The 26435-nt window shown below is 62.2% G+C and carries 27 protein-coding genes; 12 read left to right on the top strand and 15 right to left on the bottom strand.

Annotated elements, in window-relative coordinates:
- The 13 genes from H6G99_RS15035 to H6G99_RS14975 form a co-directional block, all read right to left on the bottom strand.
- Positions 1–197, bottom strand: a 197-nt coding sequence (locus tag H6G99_RS15035; RefSeq protein WP_199297237.1) for a hypothetical protein, incomplete at its 3' end; no start/stop codon positions are given.
- Positions 198–262: 65 nt separating this feature from the next.
- Positions 263–856 (bottom strand): peroxiredoxin, encoded by a 594-nt coding sequence (locus H6G99_RS15030; RefSeq protein WP_094586810.1) that lies wholly within the window; start codon positions 854–856, stop codon positions 263–265.
- 139 nt (positions 857–995) lie between these two features.
- Entirely contained in the window at positions 996–1208 is a 213-nt protein-coding gene (locus H6G99_RS15025) for a type II toxin-antitoxin system HicA family toxin (RefSeq protein WP_190612342.1), read from the bottom strand.
- Positions 1205–1414: a type II toxin-antitoxin system HicB family antitoxin gene (locus H6G99_RS15020; RefSeq protein WP_190612339.1), complete on the bottom strand. Its 210-nt coding sequence runs from the start codon at positions 1412–1414 to the stop codon at positions 1205–1207. Before H6G99_RS15020 ends, H6G99_RS15025 begins: the two co-directional genes overlap by 4 nt.
- A 188-nt stretch (positions 1415–1602) precedes the next feature.
- Entirely contained in the window at positions 1603–2013 is a 411-nt protein-coding gene (locus tag H6G99_RS15015; RefSeq protein WP_190612338.1) for a hypothetical protein, read from the bottom strand.
- Positions 2014–2114: 101 nt separating this feature from the next.
- Complete coding sequence (locus tag H6G99_RS15010) at positions 2115–2996, bottom strand: restriction endonuclease (protein ID WP_190612335.1); 882 nt, start codon at positions 2994–2996, stop codon at positions 2115–2117.
- Between the two features lie 141 nt (positions 2997–3137).
- Positions 3138–3398, bottom strand: coding sequence for a DUF2442 domain-containing protein (locus H6G99_RS15005; protein ID WP_094585248.1), 261 nt, complete (start codon positions 3396–3398; stop codon positions 3138–3140).
- Positions 3391–3624 (bottom strand): DUF4160 domain-containing protein, encoded by a 234-nt coding sequence (locus H6G99_RS15000; protein WP_190612333.1) that lies wholly within the window; start codon positions 3622–3624, stop codon positions 3391–3393. The genes H6G99_RS15005 and H6G99_RS15000 overlap by 8 nt, the downstream gene beginning before the upstream one ends.
- 311 nt (positions 3625–3935) lie before the next feature.
- Complete coding sequence (locus H6G99_RS14995) at positions 3936–5216, bottom strand: SufS family cysteine desulfurase (protein ID WP_190612356.1); 1281 nt, start codon at positions 5214–5216, stop codon at positions 3936–3938.
- Between the two features lie 23 nt (positions 5217–5239).
- The gene (sufD, locus tag H6G99_RS14990) at positions 5240–6520 is read right to left on the bottom strand and encodes a Fe-S cluster assembly protein SufD (protein ID WP_190612331.1); all 1281 of its coding nucleotides are present in this window, start codon (positions 6518–6520) and stop codon (positions 5240–5242) included.
- A 1-nt stretch (position 6521) separates the two neighbouring features.
- Positions 6522–7325: a Fe-S cluster assembly ATPase SufC gene (gene sufC, locus H6G99_RS14985; RefSeq protein ID WP_094586824.1), complete on the bottom strand. Its 804-nt coding sequence runs from the start codon at positions 7323–7325 to the stop codon at positions 6522–6524.
- A gap of 73 nt (positions 7326–7398) precedes the next feature.
- Positions 7399–8841 carry a Fe-S cluster assembly protein SufB gene (sufB, locus tag H6G99_RS14980; protein ID WP_106222793.1) on the bottom strand — a complete coding sequence of 481 codons (1443 nt, stop codon included), beginning with the start codon at positions 8839–8841 and terminating at the stop codon, positions 7399–7401.
- Between the two features lie 17 nt (positions 8842–8858).
- Entirely contained in the window at positions 8859–9224 is a 366-nt protein-coding gene (locus H6G99_RS14975) for a ferredoxin-thioredoxin reductase catalytic domain-containing protein (protein ID WP_015109146.1), read from the bottom strand.
- A gap of 193 nt (positions 9225–9417) precedes the next feature.
- Between H6G99_RS14975 and sufR the strand changes: the two genes are divergently transcribed.
- Both sufR and H6G99_RS14965 read left to right on the top strand, forming a co-directional pair.
- Positions 9418–10149 (top strand): iron-sulfur cluster biosynthesis transcriptional regulator SufR, encoded by a 732-nt coding sequence (gene sufR, locus H6G99_RS14970; protein WP_190612330.1) that lies wholly within the window; start codon positions 9418–9420, stop codon positions 10147–10149.
- A gap of 3 nt (positions 10150–10152) precedes the next feature.
- On the top strand, positions 10153–10527 hold the full coding sequence (locus tag H6G99_RS14965; protein WP_190612328.1) for an NDH complex assembly factor CRR9: 375 nt from the start codon (positions 10153–10155) through the stop codon (positions 10525–10527).
- Here H6G99_RS14965 and H6G99_RS14960 read toward each other — a convergent pair.
- On the bottom strand, positions 10487–11455 hold the full coding sequence (locus H6G99_RS14960; protein WP_190612327.1) for a DMT family transporter: 969 nt from the start codon (positions 11453–11455) through the stop codon (positions 10487–10489). The genes H6G99_RS14965 and H6G99_RS14960 overlap by 41 nt on opposite strands.
- 31 nt (positions 11456–11486) lie before the next feature.
- On the opposite strand from H6G99_RS14960, the gene H6G99_RS14955 reads away from it, so the two are divergent.
- From H6G99_RS14955 to H6G99_RS14935, 5 genes are all read left to right on the top strand, one after another.
- On the top strand, positions 11487–12107 hold the full coding sequence (locus tag H6G99_RS14955; RefSeq protein ID WP_094586830.1) for a phycobiliprotein lyase: 621 nt from the start codon (positions 11487–11489) through the stop codon (positions 12105–12107).
- Between the two features lie 117 nt (positions 12108–12224).
- Positions 12225–12989: a phycobilisome rod-core linker polypeptide gene (locus tag H6G99_RS14950; RefSeq protein WP_190612325.1), complete on the top strand. Its 765-nt coding sequence runs from the start codon at positions 12225–12227 to the stop codon at positions 12987–12989.
- Between the two features lie 241 nt (positions 12990–13230).
- The gene (locus H6G99_RS14945) at positions 13231–14289 is read left to right on the top strand and encodes a DUF4912 domain-containing protein (RefSeq protein ID WP_190612354.1); all 1059 of its coding nucleotides are present in this window, start codon (positions 13231–13233) and stop codon (positions 14287–14289) included.
- On the top strand, positions 14289–14498 hold the full coding sequence (locus H6G99_RS14940; protein WP_094586455.1) for a DUF8677 family protein: 210 nt from the start codon (positions 14289–14291) through the stop codon (positions 14496–14498). The genes H6G99_RS14945 and H6G99_RS14940 overlap by 1 nt, the downstream gene beginning before the upstream one ends.
- Before the next feature lie 98 nt (positions 14499–14596).
- Positions 14597–14890: a hypothetical protein gene (locus H6G99_RS14935; protein WP_190612324.1), complete on the top strand. Its 294-nt coding sequence runs from the start codon at positions 14597–14599 to the stop codon at positions 14888–14890.
- 4 nt (positions 14891–14894) lie between these two features.
- On the opposite strand, the gene H6G99_RS14930 is transcribed toward H6G99_RS14935, so the two are convergent.
- Positions 14895–15575, bottom strand: coding sequence for a thermonuclease family protein (locus H6G99_RS14930; protein WP_190612322.1), 681 nt, complete (start codon positions 15573–15575; stop codon positions 14895–14897).
- Positions 15576–15906: 331 nt separating this feature from the next.
- Between H6G99_RS14930 and H6G99_RS14925 the strand changes: the two genes are divergently transcribed.
- The 5 genes from H6G99_RS14925 (at position 15907) to H6G99_RS14905 (ending at position 25634) form a co-directional block, all read left to right on the top strand.
- Positions 15907–17685, top strand: a complete 1779-nt coding sequence (locus tag H6G99_RS14925; RefSeq protein WP_190612320.1) for a type I restriction-modification system subunit M — start codon at positions 15907–15909, stop codon at positions 17683–17685.
- A complete protein-coding gene (locus tag H6G99_RS14920; protein WP_190612318.1) occupies positions 17682–19043 on the top strand; it encodes a restriction endonuclease subunit S in 1362 nt (453 codons plus the stop codon). Before H6G99_RS14925 ends, H6G99_RS14920 begins: the two co-directional genes overlap by 4 nt.
- On the top strand, positions 19040–19981 hold the full coding sequence (locus H6G99_RS14915; RefSeq protein ID WP_190612316.1) for a DUF4268 domain-containing protein: 942 nt from the start codon (positions 19040–19042) through the stop codon (positions 19979–19981). Before H6G99_RS14920 ends, H6G99_RS14915 begins: the two co-directional genes overlap by 4 nt.
- A complete protein-coding gene (locus H6G99_RS14910; RefSeq protein WP_190612314.1) occupies positions 19978–23103 on the top strand; it encodes a type I restriction endonuclease subunit R in 3126 nt (1041 codons plus the stop codon). The genes H6G99_RS14915 and H6G99_RS14910 overlap by 4 nt, the downstream gene beginning before the upstream one ends.
- Positions 23104–23327: 224 nt before the next feature.
- Positions 23328–25634 carry an NACHT domain-containing protein gene (locus H6G99_RS14905; RefSeq protein WP_190612313.1) on the top strand — a complete coding sequence of 769 codons (2307 nt, stop codon included), beginning with the start codon at positions 23328–23330 and terminating at the stop codon, positions 25632–25634.
- Positions 25635–26435 lie beyond the last annotated feature (801 nt).

The following is a 26435-nucleotide window of genomic DNA, read 5'->3' as shown; positions in this document are numbered from 1 at the left end:
GCCGGCAGGGCCCAGAGGTAGGCCTGGGTGGCGCGCTGGAAGTCGAGCTCGTCGTAGAGCCTGGCAGCGGTGGCCTTGGTGGGGTAGCCGTTCTCCAGTTGGAGAACCCCAAGCCTTGTCTGTTGGACATCAGCTGCTGGGGGCTGCTTGGCATGCACGCCACTGAAGAAGCTGATACCGGCCAGGGAGGCGATCAACAGCTTCCGAAAGAGGTTGAGCTTCACGGAGTTATGTCAGCAATCAACCCTAGCCGCTCGTTCAGCTACGGCCCAGCCAACCCCGCTGCAGCGCTGGGTTGGGCGTCAGACTGGAGCCACAAGATGACGTCATCGGCGTTGCGATCAGGAGGAAACACCGGATAGAACACTTTCCGAATCTTGCCGTCCTCGGCGATGAGCGTGAGCCGCTTGAACAGCTCCATGCCCGCGACGGAGAAAGTCGGCAGCCGCAGCGCACCCTTCAGAAGGAGCGCACTGTCGCTCAACAGTAGGAAGGGGAGATGCAGACGCTCCCGGGCCTCACGCTGATACTCGGTTGTCTGAGCACTCAATCCGAAGACTCCCGTTTCAAGCTCCTTGAGTTCGCCATAGTGGTCTCGAAAGCTACAGGACTGGGGGGTGCAACCTCGCGCACCGGGGATGCCATTCCATCCATCCGGCAAGGGCACATCGGGGCGCCCGGTCATCGGATAGACGTAGATGACAAAACGGCCCTTCAACTCGCCCAGGTTGACGGCACCGCCGTCCGTGGCATGGAGCACGACACTCGGTAGAACGGACCCTTCAAGGTGCGCTGCCGCACCATCATCAACCGGGCGGGGCAAGTCGGATGGTAGCTGGGACAGATTGGTACTCATGCAACCTCATCTAGATGAGACGCCCAACATTCGGGATCACCTGGCCAAAAAGAGTTGAGATAAAGCCTGTACCAAAGCCACATTGTCATATGGGTGGCGGATCAGGTGGATGGCGCTGTTAGGCGATTTCCAGCCTGCATCACAGATCACCTGGTTCGAGACCAGTGTGCTTAGCGATTCGAGCCAACATCCCAGGGCCAATCTCTTCGCCATCATGGAACGCAAAGACATAGTCCGGATAGTCTGCATGTTCAAGCGTCTTGTGCGATCCTGTCTGACGCTTAACTCTCCATCCAATGGTCTGCAAGGCTGCCAATACTTTCTTGGCTTTGGCTGACGGCCAACTACTCATGCAGAGAGTGGAATTGAAAACTGGATGCTGACTGGCTCGGCTTCACCATTCTCAAGTTGATCAGCGATAACACGCAGGGCTAGGACTTCAGCCTTTGACATTGCGTCAGCAGACGAACTTCCGTATGCAAGAACTCCAGGTAGCTCCGGCACCTCGGCGATCCAACGACCGTCTACTTCTTGTTCGCACTCCAAAGTGAACTTCATGCTTAGCTCCCTATTGATGCCACTGTAGCAACATCACATGCTAGGACGCATCCTGTACCTCCGCTCAGCCAGGCGCCTTTTCCAGAGATTCGGCTAACGCCCCAGATCAGAAGCGGGCAGGGCCATAGAGCCATTAACACTACTCTCTGCGCCCGTCTTCTGCATCTGGATGCTAGGCAACCCAGGCATCACCGAGCTTCTCTCTCAAGCTGTGCAAGATGCCACTGCATTTCTTTAATGAGCAGTTCAATATCGAATGCAGACTTCTCAGCATCAGGCAGATCAAGAAAGTGACAAACCAGCTCCTTTACGCGTGGACTACCGCGAAGTGAGATCTGGGCAAACACATTCCCACGTGTTGTCTTTTCAGGGTGTCCTCCGCGCTGCATATTCATCACGACATTCAACGCATGCTCGTAGGCATCTGCAACACTTGCCAACGACTCCTTGCGTAGAGTTCGTCGAAAAGAGCGTGTCTCATGCCTTGCCGTGACGATCGCGGCAATTATCTGAACTGTTACGGCCGACCCAGCGCCAATAAGGGCACCGTATAGGCCTGCAACGCCAGGATCTAGAGGATTTGGAAGCATCAGTTGCATGCTTTGGCTTGCCTAACGCTCGCCATCACCTGGCCGCAAGGAGAGATTGGGGCGTGCAGGGTTCATGTGGCGGCGGCTCAGGTGAATGGCGATGTTAGAAGTCAGTCCTTAAACTTCTCAAAGTACGCAGGGTCTACATCGTAGACAGTCCTCTTGAATACGCCCAGCTCAACCCTCTGGAACATTTCAACCAATTTGTCGCCGTCGACCAACTCGACTTGAGGCGCGCCCTCCCTGCTCGCTTCCTGGATAGCCGCATTGCTAAATCCTGATGTGGTGATGATAATTCCCTTTTCAGCTCGCCCAATCATTGTGTTGCGGAAATCACCAACCTGAGCGCGTGAGACCAGATTACCTTTTGCGTAGCGCTTGCATTGAAAGAGAACTCTGAAGCTTACAAATGGGTTAATCTCAAGTGTTCCATAGCCATCAATTCCACCATCAGCAGAGCCTCCCGTCACTTCAACATTCTCAAAGCCTGACTCTCTTAGAAGCTCTCTACACACCTTCTCGAATCCCGTAGGGCTGATGGACCGCAGAGTACTCAAAAGATCAAGCTTTTCGTTTTCTTCTTGATCTTCTACACTGGCCTCGGACGGTAGCACTTCCTCTTCAGCTTCTTGCGCATCTCGTTTTTGCTTTCGATTCTCGGCGTGAATGGCAACCCATTTCAGAAATATTTCTCGTGCTTCCTTGCCGCCAAGATGTGCGTCTCGCCCCTTCTCTGTAAGGGTCCAAGTTCCATGCTTCGATGAATCCAGAAGGCCCTCCCAAACTAAATACTGCCTTGCCCAGGCAACCTGATTATGGAACTTGCTTCCACCTGACTTAAGCGTCTGGTCTAGAAGCTCATCTGAAAGACTTAAGTTCTTTGAGATGCGTGCAGACACCTCTCTCGGGCGCCCCGAATCGCCAAGATCCCGAAGGGCATCCAGTAGGGGGCCGAACCACCGAATGAACTCAGCCTGAGCTTTCTTTGCCATAGAGAGCAGGGAGTTTTGCCAGTCTAGATGTCCGGCGGGGATCAGGCTTTCCTGTACTTCTAACGCTCGCCATCACCTGGCCGCAAGGAGACAGTGGGGTTTGCAGGGCTCACTTGGAGGCGGCTCAGGTGAATGGCGGTGTTAGCTGACCAGTGCCTTTGCCTGGGGGGCTGGCGCACCACGAAGTAGGCCTTCCACACTTAAATCCTCATCGACAGCTGGCCAGTGAATTCCGTAGCCAGCCCCAGCAATCTCCCAGTTGTCACGCTCCTGAGATGTTGCATGCAAAAGCCTTGGGAACCAGGCCAATGGCACCGAGATAGAACGACCATCAGCCAGGTCGACGATCAGCCTGTCTTCTGTCAACGCAACGTCAGTGACCTGCTCACCAGGGTTAGCCATGAAACTCCTCCCATGCTTTCAGAAGGATAGCTCTGTTCAAGCTGACCAGCCGTTCAATTTCACGCAGATCTCTGGCGCTGAAACAAAGGCTCGAGGACAGTGCAACAGGAACAAGCCAGACCTTGCAAGACGCCTTATCTCTGTCGACATGAACATGGGGAGGCTCGTTTGGCTCGTGACTGTAGAAGTAGACCCTATAAGGACCGCTTCTGAGGATTGTCGGCATCCGAAAGCGCCACCTTCACATCAACGATACCGACCTCGGCCTTCCTGTGCAGCTAACGCCAATTAGACGGTTTCCGATAACCACCCAATTCCGGCCACACCCTTCCGTGAACCACGCCGAGGCTTCGAACCGACTTCCGCCAAAACCATTGCAGTGCAGGACTTACCTGCCTCGGGCCCACCAACGATAACCGTGGTTCACGGGTCCGATATCCACATGTTCCGGCCGATACAGATCCCATTCCAGAGCCTTGGCCGATTCTCAACCAAGAACCACGGCAAAGCCAAGCGACCTTCCTTGCTTGCCCCCCTTCAGCTGTGCTCCCTCAGGAAGCCAATCGTTCCCTCAAGCTCCTCAGCGAAGCGGTCGATCTCTTCGGGAGTGGTGGTGAAGCCCAGGCTGGCGCGGGCGGAACTGGACAGGCCGTAGTGGCGGTGCAGGGGCTGGGTGCAGTGGTGGCCGCTGCGGATGCAGATGCCGGCGGAATCCAGCAGGGCGGCGATGTCGTTGGCGTGCAGCCCGTCCACGCTGAACGCCGCCAACGCGGCCCGGTCGGGTTGTTGGTCCGGCGTGGGCCCCAGGATCCGCACCCCGTCGATGGCCTGCAGCCGGTCGAACAGGCGCCGGGTGAGCTGCTGCTCCCAGGCGTGGATGCGCTCCATGCCCAGGTTCTGCAGGTAATCCAGGGCGGCGCCCATGCCGATCGCCTCACCGATGGCCGGGGTGCCGGCTTCGAACTTGTGGGGCAGATCGGCCCAGGTGCTGTGGTCCAGGTACACGTCGTGGATCATCTCGCCGCCGCCCAGGAACGGCGGCATCGCCTCCAGCAGCGCCTCGTGGGCCCAGAGGAAGCCCATGCCCGTCGGCCCGCACAGCTTGTGGGACGAACCCACCAGGAAATCGGCCCCCAGGGCCGCCACGTCCACCGGCTTGTGGGGCAGGCTCTGGCAGGCATCCACCAGCAGCAGGGCGCCGGCCCCGTGGGCTAGGGCGGCCACCGCCTCGATGGGGTTGAGGCAGCCCAGGGTGTTGCTCACGTGCACCAGGCTCACCAGCTTGGTGCGCTCGCTGATCTTGGCCTTGAGGTCCTCCAGATCCAGCTCGCCGCTCTCGGTGACGCCCGCATGGCGCAGCACGCAGCCCGTGCGGGCCGCCAGCAGCTGCCAGGGCACCAGGTTGCTGTGGTGCTCCATCACCGACAGCAGCACCTCATCGCCCTCCCGCAGGTTGGCGTCACCCCAGGTGCGGGCCACCAGGTTGATCGCCTCGCTGGCGTTGCGGGTGAACACGATCTCCCGGGCGCTGGCGGCACCGATGAAGCTGGCCACCTTGCCCCGGGCCGCCTCGAAATGGTCGGTGGCGCGGGCGCTCAGCTGGTGGGCGCCCCGGTGCACATTGGCGTTGTCGAGGCTGTAGTACTGCTGCAGCGCCTCCAGCACCTGGCGCGGCTTCTGGCTGGTGGCGGCGTAATCCAGGTAGATCAGCGGCTGCCCCAGGCAGGCCGTCTGGGCCAGCAGGGGGAAATCGGGGCGCGTCTGCACCGCCAGGTCGGCCACCACCGGCGTACCCGCCAGCGGCGCCGCCGCGACCATCGGCGAGTTGGTGGAGGTCGGTGTCATCGTCCCTGCTCCCCCAGCAAGCTGGCCAGAGGCTGCCACGGCCGGGCGGCCTCCGGGAGTTCCTGCAGCACCTCCTCGCAGAAGCCGCGCAACAGCAGCCGGGCCGCCTGGTCGGCGGCGATGCCGCGGCTCTGCAGGTAGAAGAGTTCGTCCTGCTCCAGCCGGCTCACGGTGGCGCCGTGGGCGCAGCGCACGTCGTCGGCGACGATCTCCAGCTCGGGCTTGGTATCGATCCGGGCCCGGTCGGAGAGCAGCAGGTTGCGGCTCAGCTGGGCCGCATCGGTGCGCTGGGCTGCACGGGGCACCTGCACGGCCCCGTTGAACACGCTGCGGCCCTGGCCGTCGGCCACCGCCTTGTGCAGCTGCTCCAGCCGCCCGTCCGGACCTTCGAACACCATCTGGCTGTGGGTGTCGCTGATCTGGCGGCCATCCGCCAGCTGCAGCGCCTTGAGGGCGCTGTGGGCCGCCCCCTCGCGCTGCACCAGCCGCGGCTCCAGCCGTCCCAGGGCCCAGCCGCCGTGGGCGCTCACGCCGCTGTAGCGGCTGCCTGTGGCCTGCTCCACCGCGACGGTGGCCAGCAGGCAGCCCGTTTCGGCGCCAGGCGCCAGCAGGCCGTGGCGCAGCTCGGCGCCCTCGCCCAGGCGGGCCTCCAGCACGAAGCTGGTGAGGTTAGCGCCGCCGCTGCGGTGCACTTGCAGCACCTCCAGAGAAGCCTCAGGTTCAAGCACCAGCAGCAGCCGCAGGGACAGGATCCCCTCGCCGGCGCCGGCGTCACTCACCAGTTCCAGGGTGGTGGCAACCGGGCCGCGCACCCGCAGGGCCAGCACGTTGCGGGCCGTGGCGCCGTTAAGCAGGACCGGCCACAGCTCGGTGCTGCCGGTGGCGGCCAGCACCTGGCCCAGGGTCGCGTTCAGTTCGTCGCCGCTGATGGGCTCCAGGCCCGCCGGCAGGATGATCCCGGCCAGGGGATCGCTGTGGCCATCCAGGCTCAGCCGCAGGCTGCCGGCGGCCACCTCGGGCTGCGCCGCCGGGGCGGGGCTCAGCAGGGTGGGGCTCAGGGCGGTGAGGGGCGCCAGGTCGGTGAAGCGCCAGGCCTCCACGCGGCGTGAGGGCAGCGGCGTCTGCGCCAGGGCCTGGGCCGCCCGCTCACGGCTGGCCGCCAGGGCATCGGCGCCAGGGGAGGCGACACCGGTGGCGTTCGCCAGCAGGGCGGTGACCCAGCCGCTCGGGGCGGCGCCGGCTGCGGCGGTGGGGGTGGAGAGCGAAGCGGCCACCATCTCAGCCCACCTCCGCCGGTGTGCGCTCCAGGGCCGCCAGTTCGGCGTCGACCCAGTCGTAGCCGCGTTCCTCCAGCTCCAGGGCCAGCTCCTTGCCGCCGGTGCGCAGGATCCGGCCCGCCGCCATCACGTGCACGTAATCAGGGGTGATCACATCCAGCAGCCGCTGGTAGTGGGTGATCAGCAGGGTGGCGTTGTCGGGGCCGGCCAGGTGGTTCACGCCGCCGGCCACGATGCGCAGGGCATCGATGTCGAGGCCGGAATCGGTCTCGTCGAGCACCGCCACCAGGGGGTCGAGCAGGGCCATCTGCAGGATCTCGTTGCGCTTCTTCTCGCCGCCGGAGAAGCCCTCGTTGACGCTGCGCTCCAGGAAGGCCGGATCCATCTGCACCACCTGCAGCCGTTCGCGCACCAGGTCCTCGAAGGCGAAGGTGTCGAGCTCCTCCTCCCCCTTGCCGGCGCGGCGGGCGTTGGTGGCCACCCGCAGGAACTCCAGGTTGCTCACCCCGGGGATCTCCACCGGGTACTGGAAGCCGAGGAACAGGCCGGCGCGGGCCCGCAGTTCGGGCTCCAGGCTCAGCAGGTCTTCGCCCTTGTAGAGCACCGTGCCGCCGGTGACGGTGTAGGCCGGGTGGCCCGCCAGCACCTTGGACAGCGTGCTCTTGCCGCTGCCGTTGCGGCCCATCACCGCGTGGATCTCACCGGCGCGGATCGTCAGGGACACCCCCTTGAGGATCGGCTGGTCCTCCACGCGGGCCGTGAGATCACGGATCTCGAGCAGTACGGGAGCGTCGGGGCGGATCACGGCGGGGGAGAAAAGGGCAGGGAAGGGACGGGGGAAGAAGCGTTGGGGCGGCCGGGATGGCCGTGGGCCGGGATCAGCCGACCGAACCCTCGAGCTTGAGGGCCAGGAGCTTGTCGGCCTCGGCGGCGAACTCCATCGGCAGCTGGTTGAACACGTCGCGGCAGAAGCCGCTCACCATCATCGACACCGCCTCCTCGAAGGCGATGCCCCGGCTCTGCAGATAGAAGAGCTGGTCGGCTGAGATGCGGCAGGTGCTGGCCTCGTGCTCGATGCGGGCATCCGGCTGCTGGGAGCGGATGTAGGGATAGGTGTTGGCTGCGGCCTGGTCGCCGATCAGCATCGAATCGCACTGGCTGTAGTTGCGGGCGCCCACGGCCTTGGGGCCCAGCTGCACCAGCCCCCGGTAGCTGTTGGAGGAGTGGCCGGCGCTGATCCCCTTGCTCACGATCGTGGAGCGGGTGCGGGGACCCACGTGGATCATCTTGGTGCCGGTGTCGGCCTGCTGGCGGTTGTTGGTGAGGGCCACCGAGTAGAACTCGCCCACCGAATCGGCCCCCTGCAGCACGCAGCTGGGGTACTTCCAGGTGATCGCCGAGCCGGTTTCCACCTGGGTCCAGCTGATGTGGCTGCGATCGCCCCGGCACTGGCCGCGCTTGGTGACGAAGTTGTAGATGCCGCCTTTGCCGTTCTCATCCCCCGCGTACCAGTTCTGGACGGTGGAGTACTTGATCGAGGCGTCATCGAGGGCCACCAGTTCCACCACCGCCGCATGCAGCTGGTTGGTGTCGAACATCGGCGCCGTGCAGCCCTCCAGGTAGCTCACCGAAGCCCCCTCCTCGGCCACGATCAGGGTGCGCTCAAACTGGCCGGTGTCGCCGGAGTTGATGCGGAAGTAGGTGGAGAGCTCCATCGGGCATTCCACGCCCTTTGGGATGAACACGAAGGAGCCGTCGCTGAACACCGCCGAATTGAGGGCGGCGAAGTAGTTGTCGTTGCCGGGCACCACCGTGCCAAGGTACTTCTCGATCAGGTCGGCGTGGTCCTTCACCGCCTCGCTGATCGAGCAGAAGATCACGCCGTGCTCGGCCAGCTTCTCCCGGTAGGTGGTGGCGATCGAGACGCTGTCGAACACCGCATCCACCGCCACGTTGGAGAGGCGCTTCTGCTCGCTCAGGGGGATGCCGAGCTTGTCGAAGGTTTCCAGCAGCTTCGGGTCCACCTCATCAAGGCTGGCCTTCTTCTCCTGCTGCTTGGGCGCCGCGTAATAGATGATCTCCTGGTAGTCGATCGGCGGATGGCCCAGGGTGGCCCAGTCGGGCTCCTCCATCTGCAGCCACTGGCGGTACGAGCGCAGGCGGAAGTCGAGCAGGAATGCCGGCTCGTTCTTCTTGGCGGAGATCAGCCGCACCACGTCTTCACTGAGCCCCTTGGCGATCTTCTCGGTTTCGATGTCGGTGACGAAGCCGTACTTGTACGGCTGGCTCACCAGATCGCCGACGGTTGCGCTGCTCGCCATGGGGATAAGGGGCCGGTTCAGCCGGCGGTGAGGGACTGGACGTCTTCGAGACTGATGGTCTGCTGCTCGCCCCGGAAGGGGTTGTCTTCGGTGAGGAAAAGCATGCAGTGGCACTCCTTGCGCTCCCGCATCGGCACGCAGGGGCAGTTCCAGAACGCCTGGGCCACCTCGGCCTCCTTGTCTTCGTAGTGGCGGCAGGGGCAGAGGGCGCCACCCAGCTCGTCCTTGTGCCGGGCCAGACCCTCGAGCACCACGGCGGTGACCCCCGGATCGCTGCAGAAGTAGGTGCCGGTGCGCTGGGCGTAGGTTTCCGCGAAACGGCGGATCACCTCCAGGCTTTCGGCACCGGCTGCAGGGGTCGTCGTGGTGGAGGCGTCGGTCATGGGCAGAGCGTCGGGTTGCGCGCACCGGTGGATCGAATAACGAAACACTTTGGTTTCGTTACTGCGGGAGCCTAAGGCACAGGCGTGGTCCGTTGACGGCGTGGAAAGGTCATTGTGACGCCCCGGCGGCCACCACGGGCCAGCCCCCATTCCCCCGATGTGCGTGGCATGGTGTTTTGGTCACACCCCCGTCATGAGCGCCCCCGCCCAGTCCCGCGGCCTTCCGGCCGCTCCCGCCGAGGGAAGCCATCCCACCCGGGAGGCAGCCCTCTCGATGCTGCTGCGGGAAGGTGAGGCGACGGCCGGCCAGCTGGCGGCCGCCCTCGGGGTGTCGGTCCAGGTGATGCGCCGCCACCTCCGCAGCCTCGAGGACGACGGCCTGGTCGAGGCCAGCGCCCCCCACGAAGGGCCCGGCCGCCCCAGCAACGTCTGGCACCTCACCGCCCAGGGCCAGGGCCACTTCCCCGACGGCAGCGAGACCTTCGCCCTCGGCCTGCTCCACACCCTCACCGAAAGCCTGCCGGCGGACACCCTGGAGCTGGTGCTGCGCCAGCAGGCCGAGGAGAAGGCCGCCGAGTACCGCCGCCAGATCGGCAGCGGCCCCCTGGGCCGGCGGATCGAGCGCCTGGTGGAGCTGCGCCGCAAGGAGGGCTACGTGGCCGAATGCCACCCCGATGACGACCCCGCCGCCAATAACGCCGATGGTCCCGCCTGGGTGATCAGCGAATTCCACTGCTCGGTGATGCGCATCGCCGAGCAGTACCCGGTGGTCTGCGACCAGGAGCTGCGCCTGATCCGCCACACCTTCCCCGACTGCGCCGTGGAGCGCGTCCACTGGCGGCTGGAGGGGGGCCACAGCTGCGGCTTCCGCATCGCCCCCGTCACCGCAAGCCCCGTGGCCGTCGGCCCCACCCCGGCCCCCTGAGCCGTGCTCAGCCCTGACGAGCTGCAGGAGCTGGAGGCCACCCTGCTGCCCACCCTGGAGCGCCACCACCTGCGGCTCCTGGCCCATGGCCTGCGCACCCTGCAGGCCATCGCCGGGCAGCGGGCCGGTGCGCTGCCGACCGAGGAGGCGGTGACGGCCTGGGCCGCTTCCCAGCCGCTGATCGCCGCCGATGCCGGCTTCGAGCAGGCCTTCCTCACCCAGATGGGCCACGTGGCCGCCCAGCTGGGAGCCATCGCCACCGCCGCCGGCCGGGACCCCCTCGCCCTCGACCTGGCCGACCTGATCCACTGGGCCACCGGCGAGGCCGACCGGCGCCTCAGGCCCCCGGCAGCCCCACCAGACCCGCCACCAGGCTGACCCCGGCCAGGGCGGCGGCGGCCGCCAGCACCCCACGCCAGCCGGGCCGGTCCCCCTCCAGGGCCGCCAGGGGCAGGGCCATCACCGGCGCCGTCGACAGCAGGGCCACGGCGAGGCCCCCCGGCAGCCCCGCCAGGGCGGTCTGCTGCAGGGCGATGCCGGCGCTGGTGCCCAGCAGGGTGGCGGCGAGCGCCAGGGGCCAGCGGCGCCCTGCGGGCCGGGGCCCCTGCACGGCCCGCGGCAGCCCCGCCAGCAACGGCAGCATCACCAGCGCCGCCGCCGCCAGCCGCAGGGTGGCGGCCTGCAGCGGCTCCGGCCCCCCGGCCAGCAGCCCCGCCCGCGCCAGCAGCGCCCCGCCGCTGCCGCAGGCCAGGGCCCCGAGCGCCAGGGCCACACCGAGCCCGTCATTGCTCGCCAGATCGCCGCCCGCCCCATCACCGCCCGCGGGCAGGGCACCCTTGGGCCCGTCCTGCCGAGGGGCGCCCTGGTGCACCACCAGCAGCACCGCCAGGGTGATCAGAGCGATCCCCAGCCACTGGGCCGGCCGGGGCACTTCCCCCAGCAGCGCCACCCCCGCCAGGCTCGTCACCGCCGGACCGCCGGCATCGATGGTGAGGGTGCGCCGGGTGCCGAGCCGCCGCAGGGCCGCAAAGAACAGCGTGTCCCCCAGGGCGATCCCCAGCACGCCGCTGAGGGCCAGCAGCACCAGTGAGCGCGGCGCCATCTGCCACGGCAGCACGAGGGCCAGCGGCAGCAGCAGGGCCACCGCCAGCAGGTTCTTGAGCAGGTTCAGCCGGGCGGCCGAGAGGGAGGTGGGCAGCCGGCGCCACAGCAGGCTGGAGAAGGCCCAGCAGAAAGCGGCCGCCAGGGCGGCGGCGACGGGGGCGGCGGGCAAGGGGCCGCGGGAGGGTGGGGGAGTTGCGATCATCGCCTGATCGCGCCCATCGCCCGAGGCCCCCGTGAGCGGATCCATCGCCGACGCCATCAGCTTCTTCCGGCTCAGCTGCGGCCGCTGGCGCTCCCAGCGCAGCAGCCACCACCTCCTGCACCGCCGCGCCGAAGCGGGCGGCTCCTTCATTGAAGTGGTGGAGCTGGAGGCGGCCGATCCGCGCCTGGAGGCGATCGCCGTCCTGCACGGCCAGGATCCCGCCGGCCTGGTGGGGGGCTGCCGGGTGCGCTGGAGCGGCTCGATGGCCTGGGACAAGGCCGGCGAGGCCCACGAGGGCGAGAGCGTCTTCGGCCTGATCCCCACCGATGAACGGGGCCGCAGCGGCCTGCTGCTGCGCGACCGCGGCTACGCCGAAACGGCGCCGGTGGCCGGCCACTTCGCCATGGACGACCGGGACGGCCTGCTGCTCACCACCAGCTACGAGACGATGAACAGCCTGGAGCGCTTCAGCTTCGCCGGGCCGGACGTGCGCCTGCGCACCAGCACCGTCGAGGGGCTCTCCAACACCGCCTCCTTCTGCGTCGAGACCCGCATCCCCGACGGGGCGGACTCCGCGGCCGGCGCCAGCGCCGACGCAACGGGCACCCCGGCGAGCCCCGAAACCGCCTGCCTGTCAGCCCTGGGCTGGTGACGGGGCGCGCGTTGGTGTTGTGTCGCCAACGTTACGGACTGTGAGCCCTGCCCTCCCGGGCCCGGGGCCGCCGGGGCCCTACTTCTACGATCCCCAACGACGGATGCCGGACCACGCGTGGCTCTTCCACTCCTCAAGTACGCCCCCACTTCCCAGAACTCGCGCGTCGCGCCGTTCCGGGTGGGTTCCGACGAGGACCCCAAGGCCGTGTCCATGGACAAGGCCATGGACCGGGAAGATCAGAATTTCGTGATCGAAGCGGCCTACCGCCAGATCTTCTTCCATGCCTTCAAGGTCGACCGCGACCGCACCCTGGAGTCCCAGCTGCGGGACGGCCAGATCAACGTGCGGGAGTTCATCCGCGCGCTCTGCCTGTCGGACACCTTCAACCGCAGCTTCTACAACCTCAACAGCAACTACCGGGTGGCCCGCCACCTGGTCGAGAAGCTGCTGGGTCGCCCGGTCCACGGCAAAGCCGAGGAGATCGCCTGGTCGGCCGTGATCATGACCAAAGGGGTCAAGGGCGCGGTGGACGCCATCCTTGATTCCCAGGAGTACCTGGACGCCTTCGGTTACGACACCGTCCCCTACCACCGCAATCGGGTGGTGGGCTCCCGCGAAGTGGGCGAAACCCCCTTCAACATCACCTCCCCCCGCTACGAGTCCTACTACCGGGGCATCCTGGGCTTCCCCCAGATCGTCTACACCGGCAAGTCCCGCAGCTTCCCCGAGCGCGCCCAGCAGCGCCGCGGCGGCTTCCCGCAGGACTACCTGCCCTGGGTCCGCACCCTGCCCGCCCTGCGCGGAGTCGGCAGCGCCGCCGCCGGCAACACCGGCATGGATTACCTCTCCAAGGTTCCCTACCGCAGCATCGGCCGCTGAGTTCGGCCGTCGTCGGCCGGTCACCCACAGGCCCCTGAGTTCACCCTGGCCCTGCAGCGTCATTGCTGCAGGGCCTTTTTCGTGTCCCCGTCCGGGGAGAGGGGGGTCGGGCGCGCCCCAGGCCGTCAGTGGATGCTGACCCCGGCCGGCCCCTGCCGCCCAAAGCCGGAAAGGTCCTCCAGACTGATCCCAAACGAATTCTGATGTTGTGAGCCAGAAGACGCTGACCTCCCTGGCGATGATGACGCTGCGCCAGCTGCGGCAGATCGCCAGCGACCTCGGCGTGTCGCTCTACAGCCGCAAGTCGAAGGAGGAGCTGGTGGAGGCCATCAGCACCCGCCAGGTGGAGGAGGGTGAGGGGCGCAGCCTGGAGCGCATCGAGGCCGAGATGGCCCCGGCGCCGCGGCCGGCCGCCGAGACCCGCGTCGTCTTCCTGCCCCGCGATCCCCAGTGGGCCTACGTCTTCTGGGACATCTCCGAGGACGACCGCAGTGACGCCCTCCATGCCGGCGCCTCCCAGCTCTGCCTGCGCGTCGCCGATGTCACCGGCCTGGCCGGCGGTTCCGCCCACCCCCACACCCTTCAGGAGGTGGTGGTCGACAGCCATGCCACCGAGTGGTACCTACCCGTCCCCCTCTCCGACCGCGACTATCGGGTCGAGCTCGGCTACCGCAAGGGCGGTGGCGGCGGCTGGATCTCCCTGGCCTTCTCCTCGGTCGCCCGGGTGCCCTCCCTGCATCCCTCCGAGCAGATCCTCGACCAGTTCGTCCCCTTCTCCCTCGACGCCTTCCCCTCCACCACCGCCAGCCTGCCCGCCCCCGCCGAAGCGGTGGATTCCGGCCTGCACGAGCGGCTCTACCAGAGCGCGACCAGCCAGTGGCGCCGCCTGGGCCGCGGATCCGAGGCCTTCCACGAGATCGATTCCGCCGCCGGCCTCGAGGGCGGTGGGGAATTCTCCGCCTCCGGCGCCGGCCCCTGGGCCTCCGGCCGCAGCGCCTCAGGCATCGGTGGGATGGCCCCCCGCCAGCGCTCCTTCTGGCTGGTGGCCGATGCCGAACTGATCGTCTACGGCGCCACCGATCCGGCCGCCCGCCTCAGCATCGGCGGTGAGGAGGTGCCCCTCTCGGCCGACGGCACCTTCCGGGTGCAGGTGCCCTTCCGCGACGGCCAGCAGCTCTACCCGATCGAGGCCCTGGCGGCCGATGGGGAGCAGAAGCGAAGCATCACCATGGAGTTCCGGCGCTCCACGCCGGAAGACAACAGCAACCCCGCCAGCCAGGCCGTCGCCGAGTGGTTCTGATGGAGAACACCGCCACCGGCTCCAACCGCGGCCTGCTCAAGGCGGTCGTGGCCTTCACCCCCCTGGCCGGCTCGATCCTGTTCCCGCTGGTGGTGCCGATTCTGATGCTGCGGGTCAGCATCTCGGCCGGGGTGATCGCCGCGGTGGTGATCGGCAGCCTCTGGTTCGCCGTCATGCTGCGCACCTCGGAGATGCCCGGCCACCACTGAGGCCCCGCTGCGCCAGGGGCGCGCCCCTGGCGAACCGTCAGAGCCCTGTCCCCCGCCGGGAAGGCTGAAGGAGCGGAACCCGCCGCCCCCTCCAGCCCGTGGCCCCTCTCGCGCTTCCTTCCCGCCTCCGGCCGGCCCAGCGGCCCCTGCTCGCCCTGGCCATGGCCGGCCTGCTCGGGGGCTGCGGCCCGGCACCGGCCGCCCTGAGCGGCGGCGACCACCGGGCCCTGCCCCTGCCGCCGGGCATCCGGGTGGCCTTCAACCACCGCGGCGACAGCCGCTACCGCAGCCCGGTCAGCGGCCAGTGGCGCCAGGGAGATGACCTGGAGGCCCTGCTGCTGGAGAGCATCCGCGAGGCCCGCCAGGAAATGCTGGTGGCACTACACACCTAGAGCATTACCTCAACCGCTCGCAGGCCTCGCCGTCACTGTCGCCATCGAGGTAGGTGTGCCCCTCCCGCAGGAGCTGCTGCGCCCTCTCCCAAGACCCAACATTTGCGCAGTACCACCTCCGGCCTGGACTGGAGACGGGAGCTGCCCTGTCGTTGATGATCGTCAGCGTTACCGGGCGCTGCGGCGGCTGGCGCGTGGCGCCTCTGTTGGCGGCCCTCCAGTCCCAAGGGCGCTGGATCCCGCCGTCGAATCGCCACACCCCTACGCGGTAGCGCTGGGCCAGCCTCTCCCGATCCAGGTAGGCCCACTCATCGCACTGCTTCAGGTACTGGCGATAGGCGAAGGCATGGCCCTGCTGCACCAGGGTGAGGCCGGCATTGGCCCCGTTCTGTGCGAACACCTCCGCAACAGTCCGGCCGTAGCGGTCTTTGGTCTGGGCTTTCAGCGTGACGGTGGAGCCGACCGGCAGCAACTCCTGGAGCACCTGTCTGGCCTGTTGCCCGTAAGGGGCCTGCGCCATCTCCGGGGCGTCGATGCAGGCCACCCGGATCGTGACCTTCTTCCCGCCGTCATCGACCCGCAGGGTGTCGCCATCACCGACCGAGATCACCGTGGCCGCCATCGACGGCAGGGGAGCCAGAGCCAGGCCGAAGACCGCTGAGGCAATCAGGGCAGGGAGACGCATCGCGCAGGCAAAAGGTCTCGGCATTTTCGCCGCCTCTGACCGCTACCGGGAACCCTTCAATCAGTTGCTCCACCACCATGAATCGCTTCCTGTGGCACCTAGACCCCGACGGCTGGCCCCTCGAACGCATCGACACCCTCACCGGCCAGCACGTCCCCGTGGTCACTGGCGGGCCTAATGAGCCGGCTCAAGCCTGCTGCTACCCGAGGGTGGCGGGGGTGGTGTGGGGGCTTGGTGGTGACGGCCACCAAGCGGATCGCTGAATGCGTGGAAGGATCGGCTACCTTTCCGGGGTCACCGGGGACACGATCCCAGGCCCCGTCAGGATTTCATGCAGGCTGCGCAGTCCACAAAGTCTGAAAACGGGCGAACCACGACCAACCTTTCCTCCTTCATCTGGTCGGTCGCCGACCTCCTGAGGGGCGACTACAAGCGCAGCGACTTCGGGAAGGTAATCCTGCCATTCACAGTGCTGCGACGGCTGGACTGCGCTCTGGAGGCCACAAAAGCTGAGGTGCTGGCCGAGAAGAAGCTGCGCGAAGAAGCTGGCCTGAACCCCGAGCCATTCCTGCTCAAGAAGGCCGGGCTCCTCTTTTACAACACCTCTCCGCTTGATATGAAGCGGCTTATGGGGGACCAGGACCACATCGGCGAGAACCTGCGGGCTTACATGCAGGCCTTCTCCCCGGCGGTGCTGGACATCTTCGAGAGCTTCGAGTTCCACACCCAGATCGACAAGCTGGCGAAAGCTGGCCTGCTGTACCTGGTCACCGAACGCTTCGCCGGGATCGACCTGCACCCAGAGGTGGTGAGTAACGCCCAGATGGGCACGGTGTTTGAGGAGCTGATCCGCAAGTTTGCCGAAGAATCCAACGAGACCGCCGGGGAGCACTTCACCCCCAGGGAGGTGATCCGGCTGATGGTGAACCTGCTGTTCAACGAGGACGACGATGCCCTCAGCAAGCCCGGCGTGGTGCGGACCCTCTACGACCCGGCGGTGGGCACCGGCGGGATGCTGAGCGTCAGTGAGGAGCATCTGGCGGAGCACAACCCCGAGGCCCGGCTGGTGATGTACGGGCAGGAGCTGAACGCGGAGTCCTACGCGATCTGCAAAGCCGACATGCTGATCAAGGGCCAGGACATCCGCAACATCATCTTCGGCAACACCCTCAACGACGACGGCCTTCAGGAGCAGAAGTTCGACTACATGCTTTCCAACCCACCATTTGGGGTGGACTGGAAGAAAATCGAGAAGGACATCCGCAAGGAAGCCCAGTTGATGGGCTTCGAGGGTCGCTTTGGGCCTGGCCTGCCCAGGGTGAGCGATGGGTCTCTTCTATTCCTGCTGCACCTGATCTCGAAGATGCGCCCGGCGGTGGATGGCGGCAGCCGCTTCGGGATCGTCCTGAACGGCTCGCCCTTGTTCACCGGTGGGGCGGGATCCGGGGAAAGCGAGATCCGCCGCTATGTGCTGGAGAACGACTTGGTGGAGGCGATTGTCGCCTTGCCCACCGACATGTTCTACAACACAGGGATCAGCACCTACATCTGGATCCTGAGCAACCGCAAGCCGGTGGCCCGCAAGGGCAAGGTGCAGCTGATCGACGCCAGCAGCTTCTCGCAGAAGATGCGCAAGAGCCTTGGAAGTAAGCGCAAGGAACTGAGCCCCGACCACATCGAGGAGATCACCCAGCTGTTTGGGCGGTTCGAAGAAGCCAAGAAGGAAGGCAAGCCGATCAGCAAGATCTTCCCCAACGAAACCTTCGGCTATCGCACCATCACGGTGGAGCGCCCCCTGCGGGATGACGCGGGCAAGGTGGTTGTGGGGCAGAAGGGCAAGGCAAAGGGCAAGCCAGTGGCTGACTCCAGCCTGCGCGATACCGAGAACGTGCCCCTCTCAGAAGAAGTGGAGACCTACTTCAAGCGAGAGGTGCTGCCTCATGTGCCTGAAGCCTGGATCGACCACGACAAGACCAAGGTGGGGTATGAGATCCCCTTCAACCGGCATTTCTATGTGTTCAGCCCAACCAGGCCCCTAGAGGTGATCGACGCTGAGCTGAAGCAGGTGACGGATCGGATTCTGGAGATGATCGGGGGACTAACGGCGTGAGTTTTCCCAGGTATCCGGCTTACAAGGACAGCGGGGTGGAGTGGCTGGGGGAGGTGCCGCAACATTGGGATGTCACCAGACTGCGTTTTGCCTCTGATATAAACCCTTCAAAGTCAGAGCTGAATGGTACAAGCAAGGATTCAGTCATTTCCTTCTTGCCAATGGAGGCGATCGGTGAAGACGGAAGGCTTTGCCTTGATCGCACAAAGAAACTTGAGGATGTCGAAACTGGATATACGTACTTTCGGGACGGTGATGTTGTCGTCGCTAAGATCACCCCCTGCTTCGAGAATGGCAAGGGGGCTCTGATCAGTGGCCTACTTGGTGGGGCTGGGTTCGGAACCACAGAGCTAATAGTTGCTCGCCCTCGCGACGGAGTTATTCACCCCAGGCTGCTGGATTACATCTTTCGTTCTCACACCTTCCGCCGGCTAGGCGAGTCCTCGATGTATGGGGCTGGTGGGCAGAAGCGTGTACCGGAAGCCTTTGTGAAGGACTTCGCTGTCGGCCTCCCTTCTGCCTTCTCTGAGCAGGCGCTGATCGCTACCTTCCTCGACCACGAAACCGCCAAGATCGACGACCTGATCGCCGAACAACAGCGGCTGATCGAGTTGCTCCAGGAGAAGCGCCAGGCCGTCATCTCCCATGCCGTCACCAAGGGGCTGAACCCGGACGCGCCGATAAAGGACTCAGGCGTGGAGTGGCTGGGGGAGGTGCCGGAGCATTGGGAAGTATGTCCCGTCAAGTTCCTTGCGCGCATTGGCAACGGATCGACTCCGAACCGAGACAACTCGGACTATTGGACTGATGTCGGCTTCCCCTGGTTGAACAGCTCGGTTGTGAATCAAGCTGAAGTTTCAGAGGCTGAGAGATTCGTAACGCAACTTGCACTGAAGGAGTGCCACTTGCCGATCATTGAGCCACCAGCCGTTTTGGTCGGCATCACCGGCCAGGGCAAGACGCGCGGTATGGCCGCACCACTCAGGTTTGTTGCGACAGTGAATCAGCACGTCGCATACATCAAGCCCGATGTCGAACGGTTGGGTATTGACTATCTCCAGCGGGCGCTTGAGGCAGCCTATGAACACCTGAGAACCGAGAGCGAAGGTGTTGGCAGTACGAAAGGTGCCATTACCTGCGAGCAATTGGGAGCGTGGAAACTGCCGATTCCGCATCTGCGGGAACAGGAAGCCATCGTTTCGTATCTCAATGAAGAAGCCGCCAGACTCGATAGCCTCAAAGGCGAATCAGATCGTGCCATCGGCCTCCTCCAAGAACGCCGCTCCGCCCTGATCTCCGCCGCCGTCACCGGCCGGATCGACGTTCGGGGCCTGGTGCCCGCTGAGGCCGCCGCATGAGCTACTCATCCATCGGCAAGCTTCAGCGGGTTCCCCTTCGGGAGGTGTGGAAGCATGAGGCTTACGACTTCACGCAATGGCTGCAGAAAAACATTGACGTTCTCAACGACTCCTTAGATCTGAATCTCATCACGGCTGATCGAGAGCAGGCAGCTGGATCGTTCAGCATTGATCTCGTTGCTGAAGACGAGGTCGGCATCACCTATGTGATTGAAAACCAGCTCGAAAAAAGTGATCACGACCACCTAGGCAAACTGATCACTTATTTGACAGCCCGGAGTGCACGCGCTGCAATCTGGATCGTTTCCGAGCCACGGCCTGAACATGTGGCAGCCATGGCTTGGCTCAATGAATCTCTCAATGCTGATTTCTACTTGGTGAAGGTTGAAGCTGTGCGTATCAGCGATTCCCCTGCGGCTCCTCTGCTTACCCTCATCGTTGGTCCATCAGTCGAGGCCAAAGAAACTGGTCGAGCTAAACAAGAGCTGTCAGAGCGCCATGAGAGCCGCAAGAAATGGTGGGCAGCACTTGTTTCCCATCCTGACGCAAAGCTCCATGCGCACATAACTCCAGGAATTGGTTCCTGGCTTGGTGCTTCATCTGGAATTCCTGGGTTTGGATATTGGTACAGTGTAACCATGAAGAGCTGTACGGCTGAGCTGTACATCGATCTAGGAACAGGTGACTCTCAGCAAAATAAGCAAATCTTTGATCGAATAAAAGATTCTCAGGCTTCGATTGATGCCTCTATCTCTCTCCCGGTCTCCTGGGAGAGGCTCGATGGGCGGAAGGCTTGCCGAATCCGACTCAATCTTCCCGGCGGCTACCGCTCACCTGAAGAGGAGTGGCCCACCATCCAATCCCAACTGATCAAAGCGATGAATGAGTTGGAACAGGCTCTCAGGCCTGTTCTGAAGTCTCTCTCGGTGAACCAATGAACCTCCACCACGAGATCAACTTCGAGGTGGAGATCACCCAGCATCTGGGAGCCCACGGCTGGCACTACGCCGAGGGGGACTACCAGGCCTACGACCGCCCCCGTGCTCTGTTCCCAGCCGACGTGGTGGCGTGGGTGCAGGAATCCCAGCCCGATGCCTGGGAGGTGCTGCAGAAAAACCATGGCTCCAGTGCCACCGACACCCTCCTGAATCGCCTGCGGACACAGCTCGACCAGCGCGGCACCCTTGATGTCCTCCGCCAAGGCATCGAGCTGCTGGGCCTCAAGAAGCCGCTGCAGCTGGCCCAGTTCAAGCCGGCCCTGGCCCTCAACCCCGAGATCCTCAGCCGCTACGCCGCCAACCGCCTCCGGGTGGTGCGCCAGCTGCGGTACTCGACCCACAACGAAAACAGCATCGACCTTGTGCTGTTCCTCAACGGCATCCCGGTGGCCACAGCCGAGCTGAAGACCGACTTCACCCAGCCGATCGGTGACGCGGTGGATCAATACCGCTTTGATCGGAACCCCCGGCCCAAGGGACAGAGCCCCGAACCGCTGCTGACGTTCCCCAGCGGCGCCCTGGTGCATTTCGCCGTGAGCACCCGGGAGGTGAAGATGACCACCAAGCTCATCGGACCCGACACCAAATTCCTGCCCTTCAACCGGGGCGACGAAGGCGGGGCTGGGAACCCCCTCGACCCCGAGCGCGGCTACCGCACCGGCTACCTGTGGGAGGAGGTGTGGGAGCGCCACAGCTGGCTGGAAATCCTCGGCCGCTACCTGGTGGCCACCCGTGACAAGAAGAAGCAGATCAAGGAGGTGGTCTTCCCCCGCTACCACCAGCTCGATGTCACCCGCAAGCTCCAGGCAGCCGTGCTGGCTGAGGGGGCGGGCAGCAAGTACCTGGTGCAGCACTCAGCCGGTTCCGGCAAGACCAAGTCGATCGCCTGGACCGCCCACTTCCTGGCCGAGCTGCACAACGCCGAGCACAGCAAGGTGTTCGACACCGTGCTGGTGGTGTCCGACCGCAATGTGATCGACTCCCAGCTGCAGGAGGCCCTGTTCGACTTCCAGCGCACCACTGGGGTGGTGGCCAGCATCACCAACGCCGACGGCAGCAAGAGCGGCAAGTTGGCCGAGGCGCTCTCCGGGGACAAGAAAATCGTTGTCTGTACCATCCAGACTTTCCCCTTCGCGCTGGCAGCTGTGCGGGAGCTGTCAGCCACCCAGGGCAAACGCTTTGCCGTGATTGCCGACGAGGCCCACAGCTCCCAGAGCGGAGAGGCCGCCGCCAAGCTCAAGGCGGTGCTCAGTGCCGAGGAGCTGGCCGATCTAGAAGACGGGGGCGAGGTGAGCATGGACGACGTGCTGGCTGCTCAGATGGCTGCCCGCGCCAAGGAGAGCGGCATCACCTTCGTGGCCTTCACCGCCACCCCCAAGGCCAAGACGCTGGAGTTGTTTGGTAGGCGTCCCAACTCTGCCGAGCCAGCCAGCGACACCAACAAGCCCGAGCCGTTTCACGTCTACTCGATGCGCCAGGCGATCGAGGAGGAGTTCATCCTCGACGTGCTGCGGAACTACACCAGCTACAGGCTGGCCTTCCGCCTGGCCCACAACGGCGCCAGCTACGACGAAGCCGAGGTGGAGAAAAGCGCCGCCCTCAAGAAGATCATGGGCTGGGTCAGGCTCCACCCGTACAACATCTCCCAGAAGGTGCAGATCGTTGTCGAGCACTTCCTGGAGTTCATCGCCCCCCTGCTCCATGGCACAGCCAAGGCGATGGTGGTGGTGGCCAGCCGTCTGGAGGCGGTGCGCTGGCAGCTGGCGATCGAGAAATACATCAAGGAGAAGGGCTACGGCATCGGCACCTTGGTGGCCTTCTCCGGCTCCGTGAGCGACAAGGAGAGCGGCCCGGACGACTTCACCGAGACCAGCTCCGCCCTCAACCCTGGCCTCAAGGGTCAAGGCATCCGCGAGGCCTTCGATACCGGCGAATACCAGATCCTGCTGGTGGCCAACAAGTTCCAGACCGGCTTCGATCAGCCACTGCTCTGCGGCATGTACGTGGATCGGCGGCTGGCGGGCATCCAGGCGGTGCAGACGCTCTCGCGCCTAAACCGCTGCCACCCCGGCAAGGAAGACACCTTCGTGGTGGACTTCGTGAACGAACCCGCCGAGATCCTCGCTGCCTTCAAGACCTTCTACGAAACCGCTGAGCTGGCTGGCACCACGGACCCCAACCTGGTGTTCGATCTACGGGCCAAGCTCGATGCGGCCGGCCACTACGACGACTTCGAGGTGGAGCGGGTGGTCAAGGTGGAGCTGGACCCCAACGGCAAGCAGAGCGAGCTGGCCAAGGCCCTTGAGCCTGTGGCGGATCGGCTGCTCAAGAAGTTCAAGGCCGCTCAGAACGTTCTCTCCGTGGGCAAGGAGCTAGGGGATGCCGCTGCCATCAAGGATGCGGAAGACGAGCTGAATGCCCTGACGATGTTCAAGTCCGACATGGGTGCCTTCCTGAGGCTCTACACCTTCCTCTCCCAGATCTTCGACTACGGCAGCACTGGAGTGGAGATGCGCTCGATCTTCTACAAGCGCCTGCTGCCTTTGCTGGATTTCGGCCGTGAGCGGGAAACGGTGGATCTATCCAAGGTGGTGCTCACCCACCACAACCTCAGGAAGCTAGGCAAGCAGAACCTGAATCTTGGGGAAGGCGAGGCCACCAAGCTTCAGCCAATGACCGAGACAGGGACCGGCCAGGTGCAGGAGAAACAGAAGGCCCTGCTGGAGGAGATCATCGCCAAGGTCAACGACCTGTTCGAGGGGGACCTGAGCGAAGACGACAAGCTGGTGTACGTCAACAACGTGATCAAGGGCAAGCTGCTCGAATCTGAAATCCTCCAGCAACAGGCCATCAACAACACCAAGGAGCAGTTTGGCAACTCCCCCGATCTTCAGAAGGAACTGACCAACGCGATCATCAATGCCCTTGATGCCCATACGTCCATGAGCACACAAGCATTGAACCAACCTTCTGTACTGTCTGGGTTGAAGGACATATTGCTCAACTATGCAGGGATCTATGAGGCGCTGAGGGACAGAGCCGCACATCGCGCTGGACCATGAGCGTCTAGTTTAGGCGATTTAATTGACTTACTGCCAAGGCAGAAAGCTACGGAAAGACGCTGAACGGCAGCTGACGTGTAACATCCCGAACTCTTAGGGACCATTGGTCCTCCCTCTGGGCACTCAAGCTGGTCTTATGCGAGGACTGAAAGGGCTTCAACAAGGAGACCAGGTCCTCTGATCTCCGAAATCTGCTATGTTGTTCAAACGGAAAAGTCCTCGCCATGCCCTCCACTCTCTCCGAAAAGGACTTAGAGCTTCTCGGCTACTCAGAAATAACTGAAGTTCCCCTCGAAGATCTTCCATCAGAAGCTTGGAAGTTCTACGAAGCAACGACAATCGCAGGGGTTAGCAAGGTAACCCACAAGTTTGCTTACCTCCCCTCAACTGCCACCATTCAGCAAGCAAGGTGGCTCGCCAAGAGAGTAACCGCAGACTCGGATTTATATCTTGTAACACCCAAGTCCGGAATTGATTCAAAGACAATCCATAAAGTCTTCGGCGGGGATGTAAATCACTCGATCTTTGAGGATTTAATTTGGGAGCGTCTAGATTTCTTATTTTCTGATTATTTGGCTGGCCTTTCCGATGGGATCAGTCGAGAGCGGGTATATGTGCAGCAGAGGAGTGAAACAGCAACCAACGCCGATGATCGGCTAGACCGCGATGTGTACAACTTTTTGAGGGGCGTCAGCCCTGGAGGAAAGCTGCATGTGATTAGCGCCTCTGCAGGGGTTGGCAAAACCACTCTGGCTCGTCGCGTAATCAAAGAACTTGCAGAGACCTACAAGCGCAACAAGATTATTCCAACATATGTTGAAGCATCTCACTGGAGCAAACTCCAGATCGACACTATTGACGACCTATGGAGTGTCATTCAAAACTCGATAGGAGTCTTCAGCAGAGGCTTATTCATACGAGAGGATCTATTTGAGCATGCACTTAGGCAGGGATACATAGTATTCATCTTTGACGGCTTTGACGAGCTATGCACTCAGCGGCATTCAAGGTTTGTCGCTCGGGATATGCTTAACCAGCTTCTTGGCTTGGTGGAAGAAAATAATGCCCGAATCATTATCACCACGCGCACGCTATTTTGGGATTCAGAAATTGGCGAAACACCTCTCAATACTACAATTCACTTACTAAGACCATTTGAGTCCACTCAAGCAAAGGATTATTTCAAGAAGTTTTTTCCCAATCAGCAAGCAGAATATAGCCGGGCTATCTCAATTTACAGGCGCTTGGTTCAGCAATCCTTAAGGCCTAGGGAGCAAGGAGGCGGGAGAGCACAATTCGCCAACTTACCAATATGTGTAGGATTAATCGCACAATTTGTCTCTGATGGAGGCCAGCTCTTAGATATTACAGAAGATGGAACCTTAATCGAGCAGTTTCTCCTACAAATTCTTGAGCGAGAGTGCGCTCGCCAAGGCCTGAAGACTCTCGCCAAGATCCAGCTAGAAGCGCTGATTGACATAGCAGTTTATTGCGCCCAGGAAGATCGACCTGATGTTGAGTCCGAGTTGCTAGTTGCCAGTGGATTTAATGAGACAGACATCTTAAGACTTGGGTCTCACCCTCTGATTAATACGAAGGATGGAGCAAGTTTCTCATTCGCCTATGAGTTTCTCCAATCATATTTACTTGCGATCTATCTTTATAGAGTATTGCTTTCTCCCTATCGTGAAAACCCTACCGTAAGTTGTCTGTTCGCACGAGAGGCAAATGGCAAAGGCTTCATCATTGAACATTTGGTTGAATTACTTGGAGATCGGGATGTGCCGACCATTGGCACTTACTTCCATGAGCTCCCAAGAGCATCAGCGCTGACCAAGAGCTTCATTTTTCATATCCTCAAGGCTCTAGCGGAAACATCTACGACTACAACTTCTGCTAAAGAACGAACAAACTACGTATTTAGCGCTCTGATTGCAGATAAGATCATCGAACCGCGCAAGATTAGCAATCTATATATTACGGGAACTATAGATCGCTTTAACCTATCAGGTTATAACTTCATTGGATGCACTTTTCATGATGTGAATTTCTTAAACTGTTCCGCTAACGAAGAAACGAGATTTTCCGCTTGTAAGTTTTCAGGAGATCTTGAGTTTCTTGACTGCAGAGGGTCTGAATGGGCTAATATAATTCTTGATCAAGATTGTATTTTAGAGCCACCAACTCATCTGGTTTGGGAAGGGATTTTAGGAAGTTCAAATGGATCCAAGAAAGACCATGTTCGCGACGCTCTCTTACTAGCACTTAATAAATTTTGGCAGCATGGCCGCTTCAAGGGAAGCATTCGACAAGAAGATTGGCATAAAGGCACACTGGGGCATTCAATCTATTGTGAAAAGCTCCTCAGGGAGATGCTACGACAGCATCTTCTTTCAGAGGTTAAGATTCCAGGAACAGCAAAAGGTGGCTACGCATTCAACAGAGACGCTTTAAGCGATTTGCAGAGCTTTATGGACAACCGAATGGTTGTCGGCGGAATTAAACGGGTATTCGATGCTCTTACCGAATAAGTTCTCTATACCTGTTAAGTCGATCAATCACCCTTTGGCTTGAGAGTACACAAGATAACCATCAAGCTAGTCGCTTGATCCTACTTTTATCGCAAGGAATGACTAGAGAGCATGTTATTGCAACAGCCAAGAGTCACCATCGGATCTGTTGAGCCGCTTCACCGCCATCACGACATTCCATAGATTCCCTACATAGATGCGAACGCTAAATTGCCAAGCCAGATGGCGCCAAAAAGATAATGCTTTGGGCATTTTTTTGTTCGTAGAATTCAGGGACTTCCCTACGTATAGGGAACGAGACATTTTGAGTTTTCAACAAATGTACTAACACTCATCCGAAGAGACAAGCAATAAACTGCTGGATAACTTACTCTACGCCCAACCACAGTACTGATTTCCAAGGGTCCCTCGTCTCCTCCCCCATTTCGATAGCTTACCAAAACTTGGGTCTAATGTGCCCGAGTAGCAAGTGAATCACCAACACCGACCACCATCTTGAGTTCTTCATCGCAAATGCTGTCCTCGGCGGATCGTGCATAATGGGGTACTCGCCGGCGGGCTGCTCTACCTATATGGAAACCATAAGGACGGCATTCAGCTTATGGGAAGGCTGCACCTGAAGGGAAATTTCATCACATTTTCTTGACGGCGGTTCCAGCACTGTGGGAATAGCAAGCATCACACCTCTCCCACAGTTGAGCGCGTTTTCAATCAGCTTCGCCCCTTCTTTCACCGGTGGCTTCAGCTGAACTTGCGCCTGGAGCTAGCGAGGCAGCCACATCAATCAGAAGGGACGCACCA

It is taken from the genome of Synechococcus sp. FACHB-909 (assembly GCF_014698945.1).
Taxonomy (GTDB): domain Bacteria; phylum Cyanobacteriota; class Cyanobacteriia; order PCC-6307; family Cyanobiaceae; genus Cyanobium.
The sequence above is the reverse complement of the archived record's forward strand: the minus strand, read 5'-3'. Positions and strand labels throughout refer to the sequence as shown.

What these genes read in the sequence shown, in the direction of transcription:
- H6G99_RS15030 (WP_094586810.1), bottom strand. Translation starts at nt 856, where the DNA reads ATGAGTACCAATCTGTCCCAGCTACCATCCGACTTGCCCCGCCCGGTT.
- H6G99_RS15025 (WP_190612342.1), bottom strand. Translation starts at nt 1,208, where the DNA reads ATGAGTAGTTGGCCGTCAGCCAAAGCCAAGAAAGTATTGGCAGCCTTG.
- H6G99_RS15020 (WP_190612339.1), bottom strand. Translation starts at nt 1,414, where the DNA reads ATGAAGTTCACTTTGGAGTGCGAACAAGAAGTAGACGGTCGTTGGATC.
- H6G99_RS15015 (WP_190612338.1), bottom strand. Translation starts at nt 2,013, where the DNA reads ATGCAACTGATGCTTCCAAATCCTCTAGATCCTGGCGTTGCAGGCCTA.
- H6G99_RS15010 (WP_190612335.1), bottom strand. Translation starts at nt 2,996, where the DNA reads ATGGCAAAGAAAGCTCAGGCTGAGTTCATTCGGTGGTTCGGCCCCCTA.
- H6G99_RS15005 (WP_094585248.1), bottom strand. Translation starts at nt 3,398, where the DNA reads ATGGCTAACCCTGGTGAGCAGGTCACTGACGTTGCGTTGACAGAAGAC.
- H6G99_RS15000 (WP_190612333.1), bottom strand. Translation starts at nt 3,624, where the DNA reads ATGCCGACAATCCTCAGAAGCGGTCCTTATAGGGTCTACTTCTACAGT.
- H6G99_RS14995 (WP_190612356.1), bottom strand. Translation starts at nt 5,216, where the DNA reads ATGGTCGCGGCGGCGCCGCTGGCGGGTACGCCGGTGGTGGCCGACCTG.
- sufD (WP_190612331.1), bottom strand. Translation starts at nt 6,520, where the DNA reads ATGGTGGCCGCTTCGCTCTCCACCCCCACCGCCGCAGCCGGCGCCGCC.
- sufB (WP_106222793.1), bottom strand. Translation starts at nt 8,841, where the DNA reads ATGGCGAGCAGCGCAACCGTCGGCGATCTGGTGAGCCAGCCGTACAAG.
- H6G99_RS14975 (WP_015109146.1), bottom strand. Translation starts at nt 9,224, where the DNA reads ATGACCGACGCCTCCACCACGACGACCCCTGCAGCCGGTGCCGAAAGC.
- sufR (WP_190612330.1), top strand. Translation starts at nt 9,418, where the DNA reads ATGAGCGCCCCCGCCCAGTCCCGCGGCCTTCCGGCCGCTCCCGCCGAG.
- H6G99_RS14960 (WP_190612327.1), bottom strand. Translation starts at nt 11,455, where the DNA reads ATGATCGCAACTCCCCCACCCTCCCGCGGCCCCTTGCCCGCCGCCCCC.
- H6G99_RS14945 (WP_190612354.1), top strand. Translation starts at nt 13,231, where the DNA reads ATGACGCTGCGCCAGCTGCGGCAGATCGCCAGCGACCTCGGCGTGTCG.
- H6G99_RS14940 (WP_094586455.1), top strand. Translation starts at nt 14,289, where the DNA reads ATGGAGAACACCGCCACCGGCTCCAACCGCGGCCTGCTCAAGGCGGTC.
- H6G99_RS14930 (WP_190612322.1), bottom strand. Translation starts at nt 15,575, where the DNA reads ATGCGTCTCCCTGCCCTGATTGCCTCAGCGGTCTTCGGCCTGGCTCTG.
- H6G99_RS14925 (WP_190612320.1), top strand. Translation starts at nt 15,907, where the DNA reads ATGCAGGCTGCGCAGTCCACAAAGTCTGAAAACGGGCGAACCACGACC.
- H6G99_RS14915 (WP_190612316.1), top strand. Translation starts at nt 19,040, where the DNA reads ATGAGCTACTCATCCATCGGCAAGCTTCAGCGGGTTCCCCTTCGGGAG.
- H6G99_RS14910 (WP_190612314.1), top strand. Translation starts at nt 19,978, where the DNA reads ATGAACCTCCACCACGAGATCAACTTCGAGGTGGAGATCACCCAGCAT.
- H6G99_RS14905 (WP_190612313.1), top strand. Translation starts at nt 23,328, where the DNA reads ATGCCCTCCACTCTCTCCGAAAAGGACTTAGAGCTTCTCGGCTACTCA.